This window comes from Nocardiopsis sediminis, assembly GCF_042650565.1.
Lineage (GTDB): Bacteria > Actinomycetota > Actinomycetes > Streptosporangiales > Streptosporangiaceae > Nocardiopsis_B > Nocardiopsis_B sediminis.
This window is the reverse complement of the sequence record NZ_JBHSBH010000011.1, coordinates 23,525-38,528: the sequence shown is the minus strand read 5'-3', so window position 1 is coordinate 38,528 and position 15,004 is coordinate 23,525. Positions and strand designations below refer to the sequence as shown.

Annotated in this window: 12 protein-coding genes and 1 other RNA gene; 6 read left to right on the top strand and 7 right to left on the bottom strand. The window is 75.7% G+C overall.

Annotation, left to right across the window (positions count from 1 at the left end):
• Window positions 1-91 precede the first annotated feature (91 nt).
• Window positions 92-3,379: an AfsR/SARP family transcriptional regulator gene (locus ACFOVU_RS17585; RefSeq protein WP_378534983.1), complete on the bottom strand. Its 3,288-nt coding sequence runs from the start codon at window positions 3,377-3,379 to the stop codon at window positions 92-94.
• A 258-nt stretch (window positions 3,380-3,637) separates the two neighbouring features.
• On the opposite strand from ACFOVU_RS17585, the gene ACFOVU_RS17580 reads away from it, so the two are divergent.
• Window positions 3,638-4,246, top strand: a complete 609-nt coding sequence (locus tag ACFOVU_RS17580) for a YbhB/YbcL family Raf kinase inhibitor-like protein (RefSeq protein WP_378534981.1) — start codon at window positions 3,638-3,640, stop codon at window positions 4,244-4,246.
• 1,295 nt (window positions 4,247-5,541) lie between these two features.
• On the top strand, window positions 5,542-7,257 hold the full coding sequence (locus tag ACFOVU_RS17575; protein WP_378534979.1) for a hypothetical protein: 1,716 nt from the start codon (window positions 5,542-5,544) through the stop codon (window positions 7,255-7,257).
• A 205-nt stretch (window positions 7,258-7,462) separates the two neighbouring features.
• On the opposite strand, the gene ACFOVU_RS17570 is transcribed toward ACFOVU_RS17575, so the two are convergent.
• The gene (locus ACFOVU_RS17570) at window positions 7,463-7,597 is read right to left on the bottom strand and encodes a hypothetical protein (RefSeq protein WP_378534977.1); all 135 of its coding nucleotides are present in this window, start codon (window positions 7,595-7,597) and stop codon (window positions 7,463-7,465) included.
• Window positions 7,598-7,948: 351 nt separating this feature from the next.
• Between ACFOVU_RS17570 and ACFOVU_RS17565 the strand changes: the two genes are divergently transcribed.
• A complete protein-coding gene (locus ACFOVU_RS17565; protein ID WP_378534976.1) occupies window positions 7,949-8,200 on the top strand; it encodes a type II toxin-antitoxin system HicB family antitoxin in 252 nt (83 codons plus the stop codon).
• A gap of 62 nt (window positions 8,201-8,262) precedes the next feature.
• Here the strand turns inward: ACFOVU_RS17565 and rnpB are convergent.
• The 4 genes from rnpB to ACFOVU_RS17545 all read right to left on the bottom strand — a co-directional run bounded on the left by rnpB (window position 8,263) and on the right by ACFOVU_RS17545 (window position 11,504).
• Window positions 8,263-8,647: RNase P RNA component class A (gene rnpB, locus ACFOVU_RS17560), an RNA gene on the bottom strand.
• Between the two features lie 14 nt (window positions 8,648-8,661).
• Window positions 8,662-9,846 (bottom strand): bifunctional RNase H/acid phosphatase, encoded by a 1,185-nt coding sequence (locus tag ACFOVU_RS17555; RefSeq protein ID WP_378534974.1) that lies wholly within the window; start codon window positions 9,844-9,846, stop codon window positions 8,662-8,664.
• Between the two features lie 31 nt (window positions 9,847-9,877).
• On the bottom strand, window positions 9,878-10,621 hold the full coding sequence (locus tag ACFOVU_RS17550; RefSeq protein ID WP_378534972.1) for a zinc ribbon domain-containing protein: 744 nt from the start codon (window positions 10,619-10,621) through the stop codon (window positions 9,878-9,880).
• Window positions 10,622-10,685: 64 nt separating this feature from the next.
• Complete coding sequence (locus tag ACFOVU_RS17545) at window positions 10,686-11,504, bottom strand: Nif3-like dinuclear metal center hexameric protein (protein WP_378535141.1); 819 nt, start codon at window positions 11,502-11,504, stop codon at window positions 10,686-10,688.
• Window positions 11,505-11,729: 225 nt separating this feature from the next.
• Between ACFOVU_RS17545 and ACFOVU_RS17540 the strand changes: the two genes are divergently transcribed.
• Window positions 11,730-12,707 carry a 2-dehydropantoate 2-reductase gene (locus ACFOVU_RS17540; RefSeq protein WP_378534970.1) on the top strand — a complete coding sequence of 326 codons (978 nt, stop codon included), beginning with the start codon at window positions 11,730-11,732 and terminating at the stop codon, window positions 12,705-12,707.
• 115 nt (window positions 12,708-12,822) lie between these two features.
• Window positions 12,823-13,338: an LURP-one-related/scramblase family protein gene (locus tag ACFOVU_RS17535; RefSeq protein ID WP_378535139.1), complete on the top strand. Its 516-nt coding sequence runs from the start codon at window positions 12,823-12,825 to the stop codon at window positions 13,336-13,338.
• Between the two features lie 55 nt (window positions 13,339-13,393).
• On the opposite strand, the gene ACFOVU_RS17530 is transcribed toward ACFOVU_RS17535, so the two are convergent.
• Window positions 13,394-13,816: a hypothetical protein gene (locus ACFOVU_RS17530; RefSeq protein ID WP_378534969.1), complete on the bottom strand. Its 423-nt coding sequence runs from the start codon at window positions 13,814-13,816 to the stop codon at window positions 13,394-13,396.
• 129 nt (window positions 13,817-13,945) lie between these two features.
• On the opposite strand from ACFOVU_RS17530, the gene ACFOVU_RS17525 reads away from it, so the two are divergent.
• On the top strand, window positions 13,946-14,818 hold the full coding sequence (locus ACFOVU_RS17525; protein ID WP_378534967.1) for a deoxyribonuclease IV: 873 nt from the start codon (window positions 13,946-13,948) through the stop codon (window positions 14,816-14,818).
• The last annotated feature ends 186 nt before the right edge of the window (window positions 14,819-15,004 follow it).

Below are 15,004 nucleotides of genomic sequence, written 5' to 3'. Positions count from 1 at the left end.
CGGTGGCGTCCCCATCGGCCCGCGTGGCTCCTCCGGGCGGGGCGCCGGGCCTCGCGCCCCTCAGGCTCGTCCGGTGTCCTCCCCGTCCTGCTCAGCCTTCCCCGTCCGGCTCCTCCGGCGCCCAGGCGTCGATCCAGGCGTCGACGGCCGGGGCGGCGTCCTCGCGCGGGGTCCGCGCGCCGCGCGCGTAGGCCCGGTCGAAGGCGGTGGCCCCCATTGCGGCGCGGAGCCGCCGGCGGACCCGGACGACGTCGGGCTCGGCCCGGTTGGGCAGCCCCCGCACCGCCTCGGCGAAGCCGAGGAGGGTGGCCGCGCGCTCCGGGTGCTCGGCGCCCATCACCCCGGCGACCAGTTCCACGGTCGCCGAGCGGTGCATGGCCGACGGTCGCTCGCCCAGCGCCCGCCAGGCCGCGGCGGCGTAGCGGCGCGCCTCCCCCGGGTCGCCCAGGTCGTCCGAGGCCCGGGCGAGCAGGCCCAGCCACAGGGGCAGGACCTGGGAGCGCACCGCCTTGCCCGCGTTCTCCTCGATCTCCTCGGCGAGGCCGAGCAGGATCTCCCTGCTGCGCGCGGGGGCGCCGGCCGCGCGCTCGATTTCCGCCTCGCTCACCCGCAGCAGCGCGCCGCCCCGGTGCTCGGGGTTCGCGGAGATCGCCGCGGCGATCTCCGCACGCGCCGCCTCGATGTCGCCCAGCCGGGCGCGGGTCACCGCCCGCCGCGATGCGAGCATCACCTCGAGGCCGGTGAGCCGCATCTCCCCGGCCAGGCGGGCGCCTTCGGCGAGCAGGTCGCGTTCCGCGGCCAGGTCGTCGAGCCGCATCAGCTCGGAGGAGATCACCAGGGTCTGGCACGTCCCCCACCGGTCGCCCAGGGCGCGGAACTCGCTCAGCGCGGCGCCGAGCCGGTCGCGGCCCGCACGCACGTCGCCCCCCATGAGCAGGTCCAGCAGGCCGGTGGCCATCTTGCCGGTGGCGCGCACCCAGGGGTCGGAGTGGTCCTCGGCGGCGCGGAGCCGGTCCCGCATGGCGTCGGGGCGGTGGCCGAGCATCGCCAGGTAGCCGGGGATGAACAGGAGGGATGCGTGGTCCTCGGCCTTCTCCCCCGCCGCGCGCAGCACCTCGTCGGCGCGCAGGACCCGCTTCTCGGCCCCGGCGGAGGAGAGCTCGCCGGCGCCCATGGTGAACAGGCAGCCGGCGAAGGCGACGGCCCGCCCTTCGGGGGGTTCGTCGCCGACGAGCCGGACGATCTCGGCCGCCCAGCGTGCGGCGTCGGCCCAGCCGTCGACCATCTGCCAGTACCACATGGCGCTGTGGCTGAGGTCGAGGGCAAGCGCGCCCTCGCCGGAGTCGACGGCCCAGCGCAGGGCCGCGGTGAAGTTGTCGTGCTCGGCGCGCAGCCGGCCGAGCCAGGTGATCTGGTCGGCGCGGCGCAGGTGGGCGTCGGCCTCGGTCCACAGGGCCAGCACGTGCTCGGCGTGGGCCCGGCGCACGGCGGGGTCCTCGCCGCTCTCGGCGAGGCGCTGGGCGCCGTAGGCGCGCACGGTCTCCAGCATCCGGTAGCGGGGCTCGGTGCCGCTTCCCGCGGGGTCGGCGAGGACCAGTGACTTGTCGACGAGCGTGAACAGCACCGACCACACGTCGCGGCCGCCGACCGTGCCGCCGGCGCCGTCGACGCAGACGTGTTCGACCGCCTCGAGGGTCGCGCCGCCACTGAACACCGACATCCGGCGCAGCAGGGCCCGCTGGGGCGCGTCGAGCAGGTCCCAGCTCCAGTCGACGACGGCCTGGAGGGTCTGGTGCCGGGGCAGCGCGAAGCGGGTGCCGCTGGTGAGCAGCCGGAAGCGGTCGGACAGCCCCGAGGCCAGCCGGGAGACCGGCATCGCGCGGACCCGGGCCGCCGCGAGCTCCAGAGCCAGCGGCATGCCGTCGAGCTCGCGGCAGATGCGCACGACGTGCTCGGCGTTGGTGTCGTCGACGGTGAACCCGGGGACGACCGCGGCGACCCGTTCGGCGAACAGCCGCACCGACGCGTAGTCGAGGGCGGTCTCGGCCGTGGTGCCCTCAGGCGGCAGGGCGAGGGAGGGCACCGCCTGGAGGCGTTCGCCCGCCACGCCCAGGGGCTCCCGGCTGGTGGTGAGGATGCGCAGCCCCGGGCAGGCGGCGAGGAGGCGGCCGGCGACGGCCGCGGCGTCGGCGATCAGGTGCTCGCAGTTGTCCAGGACGACCAGCAGCTCGCGGTGGCCGAGCCCCTCGACGATGCGGTCCATGACGTCGGCGGGCGGGGCAGGGGTGGTGGCGTGCAGGGCCATCATCGAGCGCTCGCCCAGGCCGAGGGCGGTCTGCACGGCGTGCGGGATGTCGGCGCCGTCGCTGACGGGCGCGAGTTCCACGAACCACACGCCGTCATGGGCGAGGTCGGGGCGCCGTTCGGCGAAGCGGGCACCGGTCTCGATGGACAGCCGGGTCTTGCCGGCGCCGCCGGGGCCGATGAGGGTGACCAGCCGCTCGGTGGAGAGGAGGGCGACGGTGTCGGCGATCTCGCCTTCGCGGGCGATGAAGCTGGTGAGGGTGTGCGGCAGCCGGGTGGTGGGGGTGTGGCGGGCGGCCGGGCGATCGGGGGCCGGGGGCGGCGCGGGCTCCTCAGGGGCGGGGTCCAGTTCGCCGCGCAGCAGCCGCAGGTGGAGGTCGCGCAGCCGGGTCGAGGGGTCGATCCCCAGTTCGCCGGCGAGGCCCGCGCGCAGCCGGTCGTAGGCGGCGAGGGCGTCGGCCTGGCGGCCGGCGGCGGCCAGGGCGCGCATGAGGAGTTCCACGGTGCGCTCGTCGTGGGGATCGCGGGCGGCCAGCTCCTCGATCTCGGGCAGGACGTCGGTGTGGGCGCCGAGGTCGAGCAGGGCGGCGAGCCGGTCGGCCGCCGCGCCGCGGCGCGATTCGGCCAGGCGGGCGGCGAGGTCGGCGCCGGCGTCGCCCAGGTCGGCCAGCGCCGGGCCCCGCCACAGGGCGAGGGCGTCGCCGAGCAGCCGCGCGGCGGTCTGCGGGTCGCCGTCGGCGCGGGCCTGCCGGCCGCGGTGCACCAGGTCCTCGAACACGAAGAGGTCGATCTGCTCCGGGGCGACGTCGAGCCGGTAGCCGGTGGCGTCACCGTGGAGCAGGGCCGGATCGCCGAGGGTGCGGCGCAGCCGCGACGCGAGCGCCTGGAGTGCGTTGCCGGCCGCCGCGGGCGCGTCGTCGCCCCACACGCCGTCGATCAGCAGGCCCGCGCCGATGGTGCGGCCGGGGGACCTCAGGAGCAGCACGAGCAGGCGGCGCAGCCGCGTACCGCCGACGGTGAGGGGCCGCCCATCGGCACCGCGCACCGACAGGGGTCCGAGAATGGAGAACCGCACCCACCCATGATCCCTGATGTGCACGGAAGGCGGTTCCGGGGCGGGGGCGCGGCGCCGGATGCGGCCGGCGCGACGTTGGCGACGCTATGCACACGTCTTCGCACACTCCGCGCATACGCGGCTCATCGCCACGCGGACCGCAGTAAGGTCGCATGTGGTCGCCGCGGGAGCGACGCGGAACCGGCGCGCACGCCGCTCCGGGCCGCGTGCCGGCGACCCCCAGGAGAACGATCCGATCCACCCTTTCGCAGGAGCCCCATGTTCTCGGTCGAACGCCACCGATCATCCGGCTCGCGCCGCGGGGCCGTCTCCCCGGGCGCCCGCGCGCGTGTGCGCACCGCCTCCTCGGGCGCCGGGGCGGCCGTCCTGCTGGCCGCGGCCACCGGCTGTGTCTCCCTGCCGTCGGGGACCGACGCCGAGCTGAGCCCCGACATCAACGTCACGAGCACGATGATGCAGGAGGGCGAGCCGCTGCCGGACGCCTACACCTGCAAGGGCGAGGGCCTCTCGCCGACCCTCCAGTGGTCGGGGCTGCCCTCGGGCGAGGGGATCGCCTCGCTGGCGGTGGTCGTGGACGCCCCGGACGACGCCACCGTCTTCTGGGTCATCTACGGGCTGGACCCGCAGACGACCGAGATCCGGCAGAACACGGTGCCCCAGCCGGGCCGGCAGGGGCTCAACAGCGCGGGCACGGCCGATTTCGAGCCGCCCTGCCCGGAGGACGGGCACCCGCACCGGTACCGGTTCAGCCTGTACGCGCTCAACGGCGAGATCGACCTGCCCGAGGACGCCCCACTCGACGATTCCCTCCAGGCGATCGCCGACCGCTCCATCGCGCGGGGCGCTCTCACGACGACCAGCGAGTAGCAAGGAGGTGACATGCGCCACGCGGCGACCCCCCACAGAGACCCGCATATCGGACGATCAATGACGTTCCATTCTCCGTGCACACGGAAGGAACCCTTCGTCGCCCTCTGCACTCATGGCGCATCTATGCATAAAGTGGGTCCGTGCCCCCCGTCGATTTACTGATGACCGAATCCGTGCAGCACGCAGTAGAGCACCGGCGCCCCCGCACCCCCTCGCGGGCGGGCGCCGACCGGCCGCCCCACGGCCGCCCCGGCTCCGCCCGCCCCCGCGGGCACCGCGTGCCCCTTTCGGTCCGCCCGGACGATCCGACGGCACCCGGCACGGAGGCCCGATTCCTCCTGCGCGCCCCATGCGACCCGGTCCCCCCGGCATCGCACCGCCGACCGCATGCCGCGCGCGTGCCCACACCGGCCAGTCACATCACCCCCGCCGGTGGCACCTCTGTCCGCTATAAGGCCACGGGCCCTAGGGTGGTGCATTCACCATGACCATTGCGCTAATCGCGATCATCGCCATCATCGTGGTCCTGGTCGTCCTGGTGCTGATCCTGCTGGGCATGCGCGCCCTCAGCGTCAGCAACGCCGATGACGACTACGACGACGGATACGACGACGACGGCCCGCGCGACCGCGACGACGATCGCGACCCGCGGCCCGCGCCGCGCTCACGCAGCCGCCGCTCACGCGCGCCCGAGGACGACGACGAACCGCGCCCCGCACGGCGCCAGCGGCGCGGCCGGGGCGGCGACGACTGGGACGACGACGATTCCGGCGGGATGTCGGACAACGCCTTCTGGTCCAGCCTCTCCGACGAGGACGACCGGCCGGGCCTGGGCGCCGCCCCCGCCGACGACCGCCCCGCCCCCTCCGGGCGCCGCGACACCCGGGCCGAATCCACCGCGGCCATGGCGGCCGTCCAGGACGGCTCCGATGAGGTCGAGGACGACGAGCCGGAGCCGCCCCGCAGGTCCCGCGGGCGCCGCTCGCGCGGCGACGACCGNCGATCGCGACCGGCGCGACCCGGCCGACGACGAGCCGGCCGCCGACACCCCCGCCCCGGCGGCGAGCACGGCCGCCGCCGGCGGCGACAACGGCCTGGCCATGCTCGCCAGTCTCGGCCAGGGCCCCTCTCCCGCCGACGACCCCGCGCCCGCCGAGCCGCCGTCCCGCGGCCAGGCGCCGGCCACCCCCGCCGCCGGCACCCCGGCCGCTCCGGCCGCCCCGGCGGCCCTTCCGCCCGCTGCGCTCCCGGCGCCCACCGCCCCGGCCCGCCCGCCCGCGGCTCCGGACCCGTTGCGCGATCCGCTCAGTGACCCCCTCAGCGATCCCCTCGGCGCGCCCGCGGCACGCGACTCCGCGGCTTCGGCCCCCACCCAGGTGTGGAACCCGCCGCCGCGCCGGCCGACGCCCGCGCCGTCCTGGGACACCACCGGCTCCTACGCCGACGACCCGCTGGGCGCCCCCTCGCCCAGCGGGAACGGCCAGGCTCCGGGCTCGTCCTACGACACGGGATCGCACACCCGGCGGCCCTACTCCGGGAGCACCCCGGCGCCCTCGTCCTATGACACCGGCGACCACAGCCGCTCCGCCTACGACACCGGGAACCACACGCGGTCGGCCTATGACACCGGGTCGCTCTCCCGGCCCGCCTACGACCCGGGGCCGGCCCCCTCGCCGCTCGACACGGGTGCGCACAGCCGCTCGACCTACGAGCCCGGAGCGGCCCCGTCGTCGCCGTACGACACCGGGGACCACAGCCGCTCGCCCTATGGCGGGGGGTCGACGGCGGGCACGCCCTACGACCCCTACGACACCGGGTCGCACACCCGGCGGCCCTACTCCGGGAGCACCCCGGCGCCCTCGTCGTTCGACACCGGCGACCACACCCGCTCCGCCTACGACACCGGGAACCACACGCGGCCGTCCTACGACGCCGGCGGGGCATCCGCATACGAGACGGGGTCGCACTCGCGGTCGTCCTACGACACCGGGTCGCACACCCGCTCGTCCTACGACACCGGGGGGCGCGGCGCCACCGGCGGCGACCCGCTGACCGATCCGGCGTTCGGGCCGGGCCCGGAGTCCGCCTCCCCGATCTGGTCGAGCATGGACACCGGCTCCCACCAGCGTCCCGCCGCCCCGCCGGCGCAGCCGCCCGGGAGCCAGAACGGCGCCGCCGCCCGGTTCACGCCCAACTCCGGGCAGCCGGCCTGGGGCGGGCCGACCGGGGAACAGCCGGCGTGGAGCACGGGCACGGGCGAACAGCCCGCATGGGGCGCCCCCACGGGCGAGCAGCCCGCCCCGGCACCCCAGAACACGTTCGACGCCCCGCCCGCGTACACCACCGGCGCGTTCAGCCGCGACCCCTACGACAGCGGCACCCACGCCGCCCCGCCCGCACCGCGCACGGGCGTGCCCGCACCCCAGGACCCGGCGCCGCCGGGGCGCGGGGCCGCAGTGCCCGGCCAAGGGGGCTATGCCGACCCGGGCGGCTTCGGCTATGGGGGCGGCGCCCCCGCGCCCGGCCCGTGGGAGCAGCAGCCCGCATGGGGCGCCCCCACGGGCGAGCAGCCCGCCCCCGCACCGCAGAACACGTTCGACGCCCCACCCGCGTACACCACCGGCTCGTTCACGCGGGACCCCTACGACACCGGGAGCTACGCCACCCCGCCCGCGCCCCAGCCGGGCTACCCGCAGAGCGAGCCGCTCGGCGGGAACACCTTCACTGGCGGGCTCAGCGGGGGCGGGCCCGGGGCGGGCGGCGGCCTGCCCGGCGGCCCGGGAGCGGCGCCGCAGCCGCCCTCCTACACCGGCCGCCCCGACCCCTTCGGCGGCTACCCCTCGGTCCCGGGGCCCGAGCAGGGCGCCGCCCCGCAGCAGCAGGGGTACGGCTACGACGCCCCGTCGGGCGAGTGGCCCTCCTTCCGCACCGATGACGGGCGCGGCCCCGCCGACAACCGGACCCGCCCCTACGACCAGGGCGGCTACGGCGACGGCGGTTTCCGCTAGCCCTGAGACGCGCGTCGGCCCCCGCAGGGATCCCTGCGGGGGCCGACGCGCGTCTCAGGCGGCGGCGCGGCACACCGAAGCACGACAACGGGCGCCACTGGCCGGCGCCGCGCGTGCGCGGGCCGGTGCGCGTGCGCGGGAACGGCGCCGCGCCCCGGCCCCGGCGCCGGTCGATCCGTTCAGCGGGGGCCGTGCGGTGCGCCGCTCATTCCGGTCCGGGGCGGTCGTCGCGCTCGTCCTCCCGGACCTCGGACGAATGGTGGAGGGCGAACCCGATGATCACGACGATCGCGATGATGGGCACACCGAACATGATCACCCAGATCGTGGAGGAGTCCATGAGATAACCGAAACCCGATTCGCAGGCGGTGTGGGCGCCGGGGCACCCGCGTTTCGTCCCCGCGCTCGGCCGCGGGGGTGAGATGACCGTCCCAATCTAACGCCGTTTCCCCCACTGTGCCGCATGGCACACCGCCCGGAACGACCACAATGGGGCCGCTGCGCAACCGGAATACCTCCGGTCACACCGGAACCCGCGGATCCGGCGGCGCCCCCCCGCGTCGACCCTCGGGCCGCGGGGCGTACCGGAGACAGCGGAGGCGCATCGCCCCGAGTGGATCGGCCGGAAAGCGCACGGGCACGGGCCCGGCCGTGCGATACTCCGGCGAACCGCATCGCAGAGGGGGCTCGCATGACCACGGACGGCGACGGCTTCCTGGTCGACTACACCATCCGCATCCACCACGAGAACGACTCCTACTGGGCGGACGTGGTGGAGCTGCCCGGGGTGTTCGCCGCCGGGACGACACTCGACGAACTGCGCGCCAGCCTCGAAGAGGGCATCAGCCTGTACCTGTCGTCGGACCGGCGCAGGGCCGACGTCCGGGTCGACCGTGCCCACGACGCGGTCGTGGTCGAGCAGCGGTTCGTCGTCCGCACCTGAAACTGGGGTACCGCCGCGGCCTCGGGAGCAGGAACGGCCCGGCCGAAGCCGGGCCGCGAGACGGGAAGAGCCGGCCGGTAAGCCGGATTCTGTCGGCCCTTGCGGGCCGGGCGGCCATCCATCTGGGGCCACCGTTGCCGGTGGCCTCGGTGCGGTCTACCCGCGGACTCGGGCGGGCCGCCCTCGAACATCCGCGCAGGGGACCTGGCTCGGTCCCCCATTTCGACCTTGCTCCGGGTGGGGTTTACCCAGCCGGCCGGATCACTCCGGCCGCTGGTGGTCTCTTACACCACCGTTTCACCCTTACCACCGCACAGCGGTGGCGGTCTGTTTTCTGTGGCACTGTCCCGCGGGTCACCCCGGGTCGGTGTTACCGACCACCCTGCCCTGTGGAGTCCGGACTTTCCTCGGCACCGCAAGCGGTGCCGCGACCGCCTGGCCGACTCTCCCCTACCTCTATTCTACGGCTCTTCGCGGCCGGCGTCGTCCCCCGATGCACCGGGCCACTCCAGGTGGCCGGTGTCGTTGACCGACCGGACCAGCATGGGACCGTCGGCGAAGCAGTCGATCCGCGACAGGCAGCCCACGTCCAAGTGCATCCGGTACAGCGCCTCGGGCGGGGCCAGCAGCGCCTGGCGGATCAGCGTCTTGATGGGAGTGACGTGGCTGACCACCAGGACCGTGCCCCCGGTGTGGCGGGCGAGCAGCCTGTCGCGGGCCCGGGCGACGCGCTCGGCGACGGCGGCGAAGCTCTCGCCGCCGCCCGCGGGCGCCGCGGGGTCGGCGAGCCAGCTGTCGAGCGCGTCGGGCCAGCGGGAGCGGACCTCGGCGAAGGTCAGCCCCTCCCATTCACCGAAGTCGGTCTCGCGCAGGTCGTCGTCCTGCTCCACCGCCAGACCCAGCGCATTGGCGACATGGCCGGCGGTGTCGCGGGCGCGGCGCAGCGGCGAGGAGACGACGGCGTCGATCCGGTCGGGGCCCTCGGCGAGCCGAAGGGCGGCGGCCCGCGCCTGGCGGTGCCCGGTGGGCGTCAGCGCGACGTCGCCCGCGCCCGCGAACCTGCGCTCCGCCGACAGCGGGGTCTCGCCGTGGCGGAGCAGGAGAAGCCGGGTGGGGGTGGTGTCGGGCGCCGCCCACCCGGTGGCCGGCGCGGTCCCGGCGTCCACGCCCGGTGCGGGAGGCGCGGCCGGTACGGTGCCGGCCGCAGCGGGGGCGATCCGGACGGGGCGGCCCTCCGCAGCGGCGTCCATCGCCTCGTTGGCGAGCCGGTCGGCATCGGCGTTGCGGGCGCGCGGGACCCAGGTGTAGGACACCCCGCCCAGGTCCGCGGCGAGTTCGCGGGCCTGGTCGGCGAGCGGGCGCATGGCCGGGTGCTTGACCTTCCACCGGCCCGACATCTGCTCCACCACGAGCTTGGAGTCCATGCGGACCTCCACCCGGGCGCCGGGGTCGATGCCCGCCACCGCGGTGAGCCCGGCGATGAGCCCCCGGTACTCGGCCACGTTGTTGGTCGCGATGCCGATCGGCTCGGCGACCTCGGCCAGCACCGCGCCGGTGGCGGCGTCGCGCACGAGGGCGCCGAACCCCGCCGGTCCGGGGTTGCCCCGGGAGCCGCCGTCGGCCTCGACCACCAGGCGGCGGCTCACCCGCGCCCCGCTCTCAGCGGCGACCGGCCGGTCACAGGCCGGACTCGTCGGTGCGGATGAGGATGCGCCGGCAGTCCTCGCAGCGCAGCACCTCGTCGGCGGGCGCGCTGCGGAGCCGGCCGAGCTCGGCCGTGCTCAGCGCGAGCTTGCAGCCGTCGCAGCGGCCGTAGCGCAGGGCCGCGGCGCCCACGCCGTCGTACTGGTCGCGCAGCTTGGTGTAGAGGGCGAGCAGGTCGGCGGGGACATCGGCGGAGACCCGCGCGCGGCGGTCGGCCTCGGCCGCCTGGTCGGCCTGGATGTCGATGACGGCCGCGGACCTCCGCTCCTCGGCGGCCTCGCGGTCGGCCTCGGCCGCCGCGATCTCCTTGTCCAGGTCGGCGCTGCGGGCCTCGGTGGCCTCGCGCCGCTCCATCACCTCCAGCACGATCTCCTCCAGCTCCTCCTGGCGGCGGCGCAGCGAGGCGATCTCGGACTGGAGCCCTTCCAGCTCTTTGGGGGAGGAGACCCGGCCGGCGTCGAGCCGCTTGGTGTCGCGTTCGGAGCGGGAGCGGACCTGGTCGACATCGGACTCGGCCTTGCGCTGCTCGCGGTCGAGGTCGGAGAGCTCGGTGGCGGCCACAGCCAGGCGGTCGCGCAGCTCGGTGAGGCGGGTGTCGAGCCGCTGGATCTCGGTCAGCTCGGGAAGGCTGCGGATGCGGTGTGCGAGCTGGGCCAACCTGCTGTCGATCGCCTGGAGGTCGAGCAGGCGGATCTGCTGGGCGGGTTCTGCTTTCACTGGGGCTCAGGACTCCATTCTGCGGCGGTGTGCCCGGGACGGTCGTGCGTGGGGGTGGCGACGCCTAGAAACGCTGGGTCCAGGCGTCGGTGACGGTCGTGGACACGCGGGTCTCCACGGTAGCCCCTCGGGAGCCGAGGGCGCTGGCGAGACGGGCGGCGCCGTCGGCCAGCCAGGGCCACTCCCCGGCCCAGTGGGGGACGTCGACCAGGGCGATGCCGCCCTGCTCGGCGAACTCCGATGCGGGGTGGTGGCGCAGGTCGGAGGTGAGGAAGACGTCGGCGCCGGCGGACCGGGCGGCGCCGAGCAGGGAGTCCCCGGCGCCGCCGGAGACCGCGATGCGCCGCACCTCGGCGCCGGGGTCGCCGGCGACGCGGATGCCGGCGGCGGTCGCGGGGAGCCCTTCGGCGGCGCGGGCGGCGAAGTCGCGCAGCGCCACGGGGGCGGGAAGGGTGCCGACGCGGCCGATCCCGCGGCGGCCGCCCGGGTCGGTGGGGTCGGGGTCGAGGGGGGTGAGGGGCCCGGCCAGGCCGACGGCGGCGGCCAGGGCGTCGGAGACGCCGGGGTCGGCGGTGTCGGCGTTGGTGTGGGCGGTGTAGAGGGCGATGCCCGAGCCGATCAGCCGGTGCACCACGCGGCCCTTGGGGGTGGTCGCGGCGACGCTGGTGACCCCGCGCAGCAGCAGCGGGTGGTGGGTGATGACGAGGTCGGCGCCCCAGGCGGGGGNCTCGTCGACGACCGCCGCGACCGGGTCGACCGCGAACAGGACCCGTGAGACGGGCTGAGCGGGGTCGCCGCAGACGAGGCCGACCGCGTCCCAGGGGGCGGCCCACGCGGGGTCGTAGATCGACTCGAACGCGGTGGTCACGTCGTGCAAGGTCAGCGGGGCGTCAGCGGTAGTCACGCAGGGCAGATTAGCGGTTCACGGCGCCGCACAGGGTGTCGCCGGATCCGTCCGGCATCGGATCCGGCTTAACCGGACATTTCGCCACTGGTGATGATCGCGCAACAGGTGCCGGTGAGCATCATCGGCGTGACCGGTGCGATCCGCCGGCCCCTGCGCGACCGGCGCGATCCGCCGGTGCCCCGATGCTGCTGGAGGACCCCGATGACCCAGTCGACCACGGCCGAGCCCGCCCGCGGCGCGCGGCTCACCCCGCTGGAGTACCCGCAGAAGGTGGCGGTGGTGGGCGCCGGCGCGATCGGGGCCGTCGTGGCCGACGCCGCCCGCCGCGCCGGGCACACGGTCACGCTGTGCGTGCGCCGCCCGGTGGGCGACCTGACCGTGGAGCGCGACGGCCTGCGCCACCGCCTGGCGCTGCCCGCCGCCACCCGGCCCGACGCGGTCGGCTGGACCGCCGACTGGCTGCTGCTGGCCACCAAGGCCCAGGACACCCCCAAGGCCCTCGGCTGGATCCGGCACCTGGCCGGCCCGCAGACCCGCGTCGTCGCCCTCCAGAACGGGGTGGACCACCACGAGCGCATCGCCCCGCTGCTGGCCGCGGGCGAGCTCGTGCCGGCGCTGGTCTACATCGCCGCCGAGCGGGTCGCCCGCGACCACGTCCGGCACCGCTGGGGGCAGCGCCTGGTCGTCCCTGAGGGCCCGGCGGGCACCGGGCTGGCCCGCCTGTTCCTGGACTCGGGGATGGACGTGGTGCGCGACGCCGACTTCACCACCGCCGCCTGGCGCAAGCTGCTGATGAACGTGGCCGCCAACCCGCTCACCGCCCTCACGATGCGCCGCATCCACGTGCTGCGCCGCCCGGACATGCGGGAGCTGGCGCAGGGCCTGCTCAGCGAGGCCGTCACGGTCGGCCGCGCGGAGGGCGCGCGGCTCACCCCCGGAGACGCGGTGCAGACCCTGGACTTCTTCGACGCCCTGCACCCGCACAGCGGCACGTCGATGCTCACCGACCGGCTGGCCGGGCGCCCCGTCGAATACGACCTCATCACCGGAGCGGTGGTGCGCGCGGCCGAGCGCCACGGGCTGCCGGTACCGCTGAACCGCTCCGTGCTGGCGCTGCTGCGCTCCCTCGGCGGCGCCGACGAACTGGGGCTCCAGCAGGCCCATCCCGAAACCGCCTGACGCCGCCGCGGGGTCACTCGGGCGCGGCCGAGTGGCCCCGCGGCCATGTCGTCCAATACCGTCGTCTTCCGCGCATCCCACACGGGGATGCGGAGAGCGTGGAAGGATGTCCGCCGTGAAATTCCTGGTGCGCGAACGGCTCTTCGACATCGGTGACGACTTCTGGGTCGAGGACGAGGAGGGCAACCGGGCCTTCCTGGTCGACGGCAAGGCGCTGCGGCTGCGCACCACCTTCGAGCTCAAGGACACCGACGGCAACGAGCTGCTGGTGATCCGCAAGAAGCTGCTGGCGGTGCGCGACACGATGCGCATCGAGCGCGACGGCGAGACCGTGGCCACGGTCCGCAAGCGGATGTTCAACCCCATCAAGGACAAGCTCATCGTGGAGCTCGCCGACGGCACCGAGTGGGAGGTCACCGGCGACTTCTTCGACAAGGAATACGTGGTGGGCGACGAGGAAGGCCCCATCGCGCACATCTCCCGCAAGTGGTTCCGGATCCGCGACACCTACGCCGTGGACATCAACACCTTCCGCAACGACGCCGGGGGTGACGTGCCGCTGGTGATCGGCGTCGCCGTGTGCGTCGACTCCCTCACCGAGGACGACGGCGAGGACGGCGACGACGAGTAGGGCCCGGCCCGACTGCGGCCATGCGCCGACCGGCCCCCAGCCCCGGGCCGGCGGCCTACACCTGGGCCGTGTCCCCCCGCGCGACGCTGGCTCCGGCGATGTAGACCCCGAGCGCACCGGCCAGGCCGCCCTGCACCGTCCAGGCGAACAGGGCACCCGGCGGCGCCGCGTCCAGGGGGCTGACCGCCGCCAGCAGCAGGTAGACCACGAGCCCGGCCGCCGTTGCCAGGCCCGGCCGCGGCACGCCCAAGCGGCGCACCAGCCACCAGGCCAGCAGCATGGTCCCCACCAGGCGCACCGCCAGCAGGCCCAGCCCCAGCCCGATGTTGGCGCCGATCACCTGGTCGGCGGTCAGCGGCATGAGGACCGCCGCGGCGCCCAGCGTGACCAGCCCCACGGCGAGGGTCGCGCCGGCCCCGGCGGCCGCGCCACGGACGATCTCCCCCCAGCGGGGGGCCAACCGGTGTGTCGTCGTCATGGGTCCCATCCTGACATCCGGGGCCGCCGCGCGGCAGGCCCGCACCGTGCGCCGCACGCGCCGCACGCGGCGCACGGACCGGCCCCGGCCGGCGGCCGCCCCGGCGGCCCATTAGGCTGAACGGTGATCATGAGCGGACTTCCCACCTCCCCCATCGGGGCGCACGTGCCCGTCGCCGGCGGGCTGGCCACCCGCGGGCTCGACCATGCCGCACGGATCGGCGCCGAGACCATCCAGGTCTTCGTCGGCAACCCGCGCGGATGGGCGGTCAACGACGGCGACCCCGCCGAGGACGCGCTGCTGCGCGCCCGCACGGACCTGCCCGTGTTCGTGCACGCCCCCTACCTCATCAACATGGGCTCGCCCGACGACGCGATCGCCGCGAAGTCCATGGCGTCGCTGGAGCACTCGCTGCGCCGCGGCGGCGAGATCGGGGCGCGCGGCGTGGTGGTGCACACCGGGTCGGCGGTGCGCGGCACCCGCACCGAGGGCCTGGCCCGGGTGCGCGACCGGCTGCTGCCGCTCCTGGAGAGGCTGGGCGAGCGCGTCCCGCCGGTGCTGCTGGAGCCCATGGCCGGGCAGGGGCAGGTGCTGTGCGCGACAGTGGACGACCTGGCGGCCTACCTCGGCGCGCTCGAACGCCACCCCCGCGTGGGCGTGTGCCTGGACACCGCGCACCTGTTCGCCGCCGGCCACGACATCTCGGCGGCGCCGCTCCTGGGCGCCGTGCTCGACCGCTTCGGCGAGGTGGTGGGCGCCGACCGGCTGCGGCTGATCCACTCCAACGACTCCGCCTCCGCGTGCGGCAGCAACAAGGACCGGCACCAGAACATCGGTGCCGGTGAGATCGGGGCCGAACCGTTCGCCGAGCTGTTCCGCCACCCGGTGAGCGCCGGGGTGCCGATGGTCTGCGAGACCCCGGGGCCGGTCGAACGGCAGGAGGCCGACCTGGCGGAGCTGAAGCGCCTGCGGGAGTCCGCGACGGCGCCCACCGTGGCCTAGCGGCAGGCCCGGGCCGCCGCGGCAGGGTACCGGGCACGGCGCGGGACGGCCGTCGCCGACCGCCCCTCGTCCGCGCCGGCGCGCGCGGACCCGCGACGCACGGTATCCGCGTCAGCGGCCGCCGCGCGTCGCCTGAGCCGGGCTCAGCTGGCCGGCCCCTCGTGGCGGCCGCGCCCCTCGGGGGTC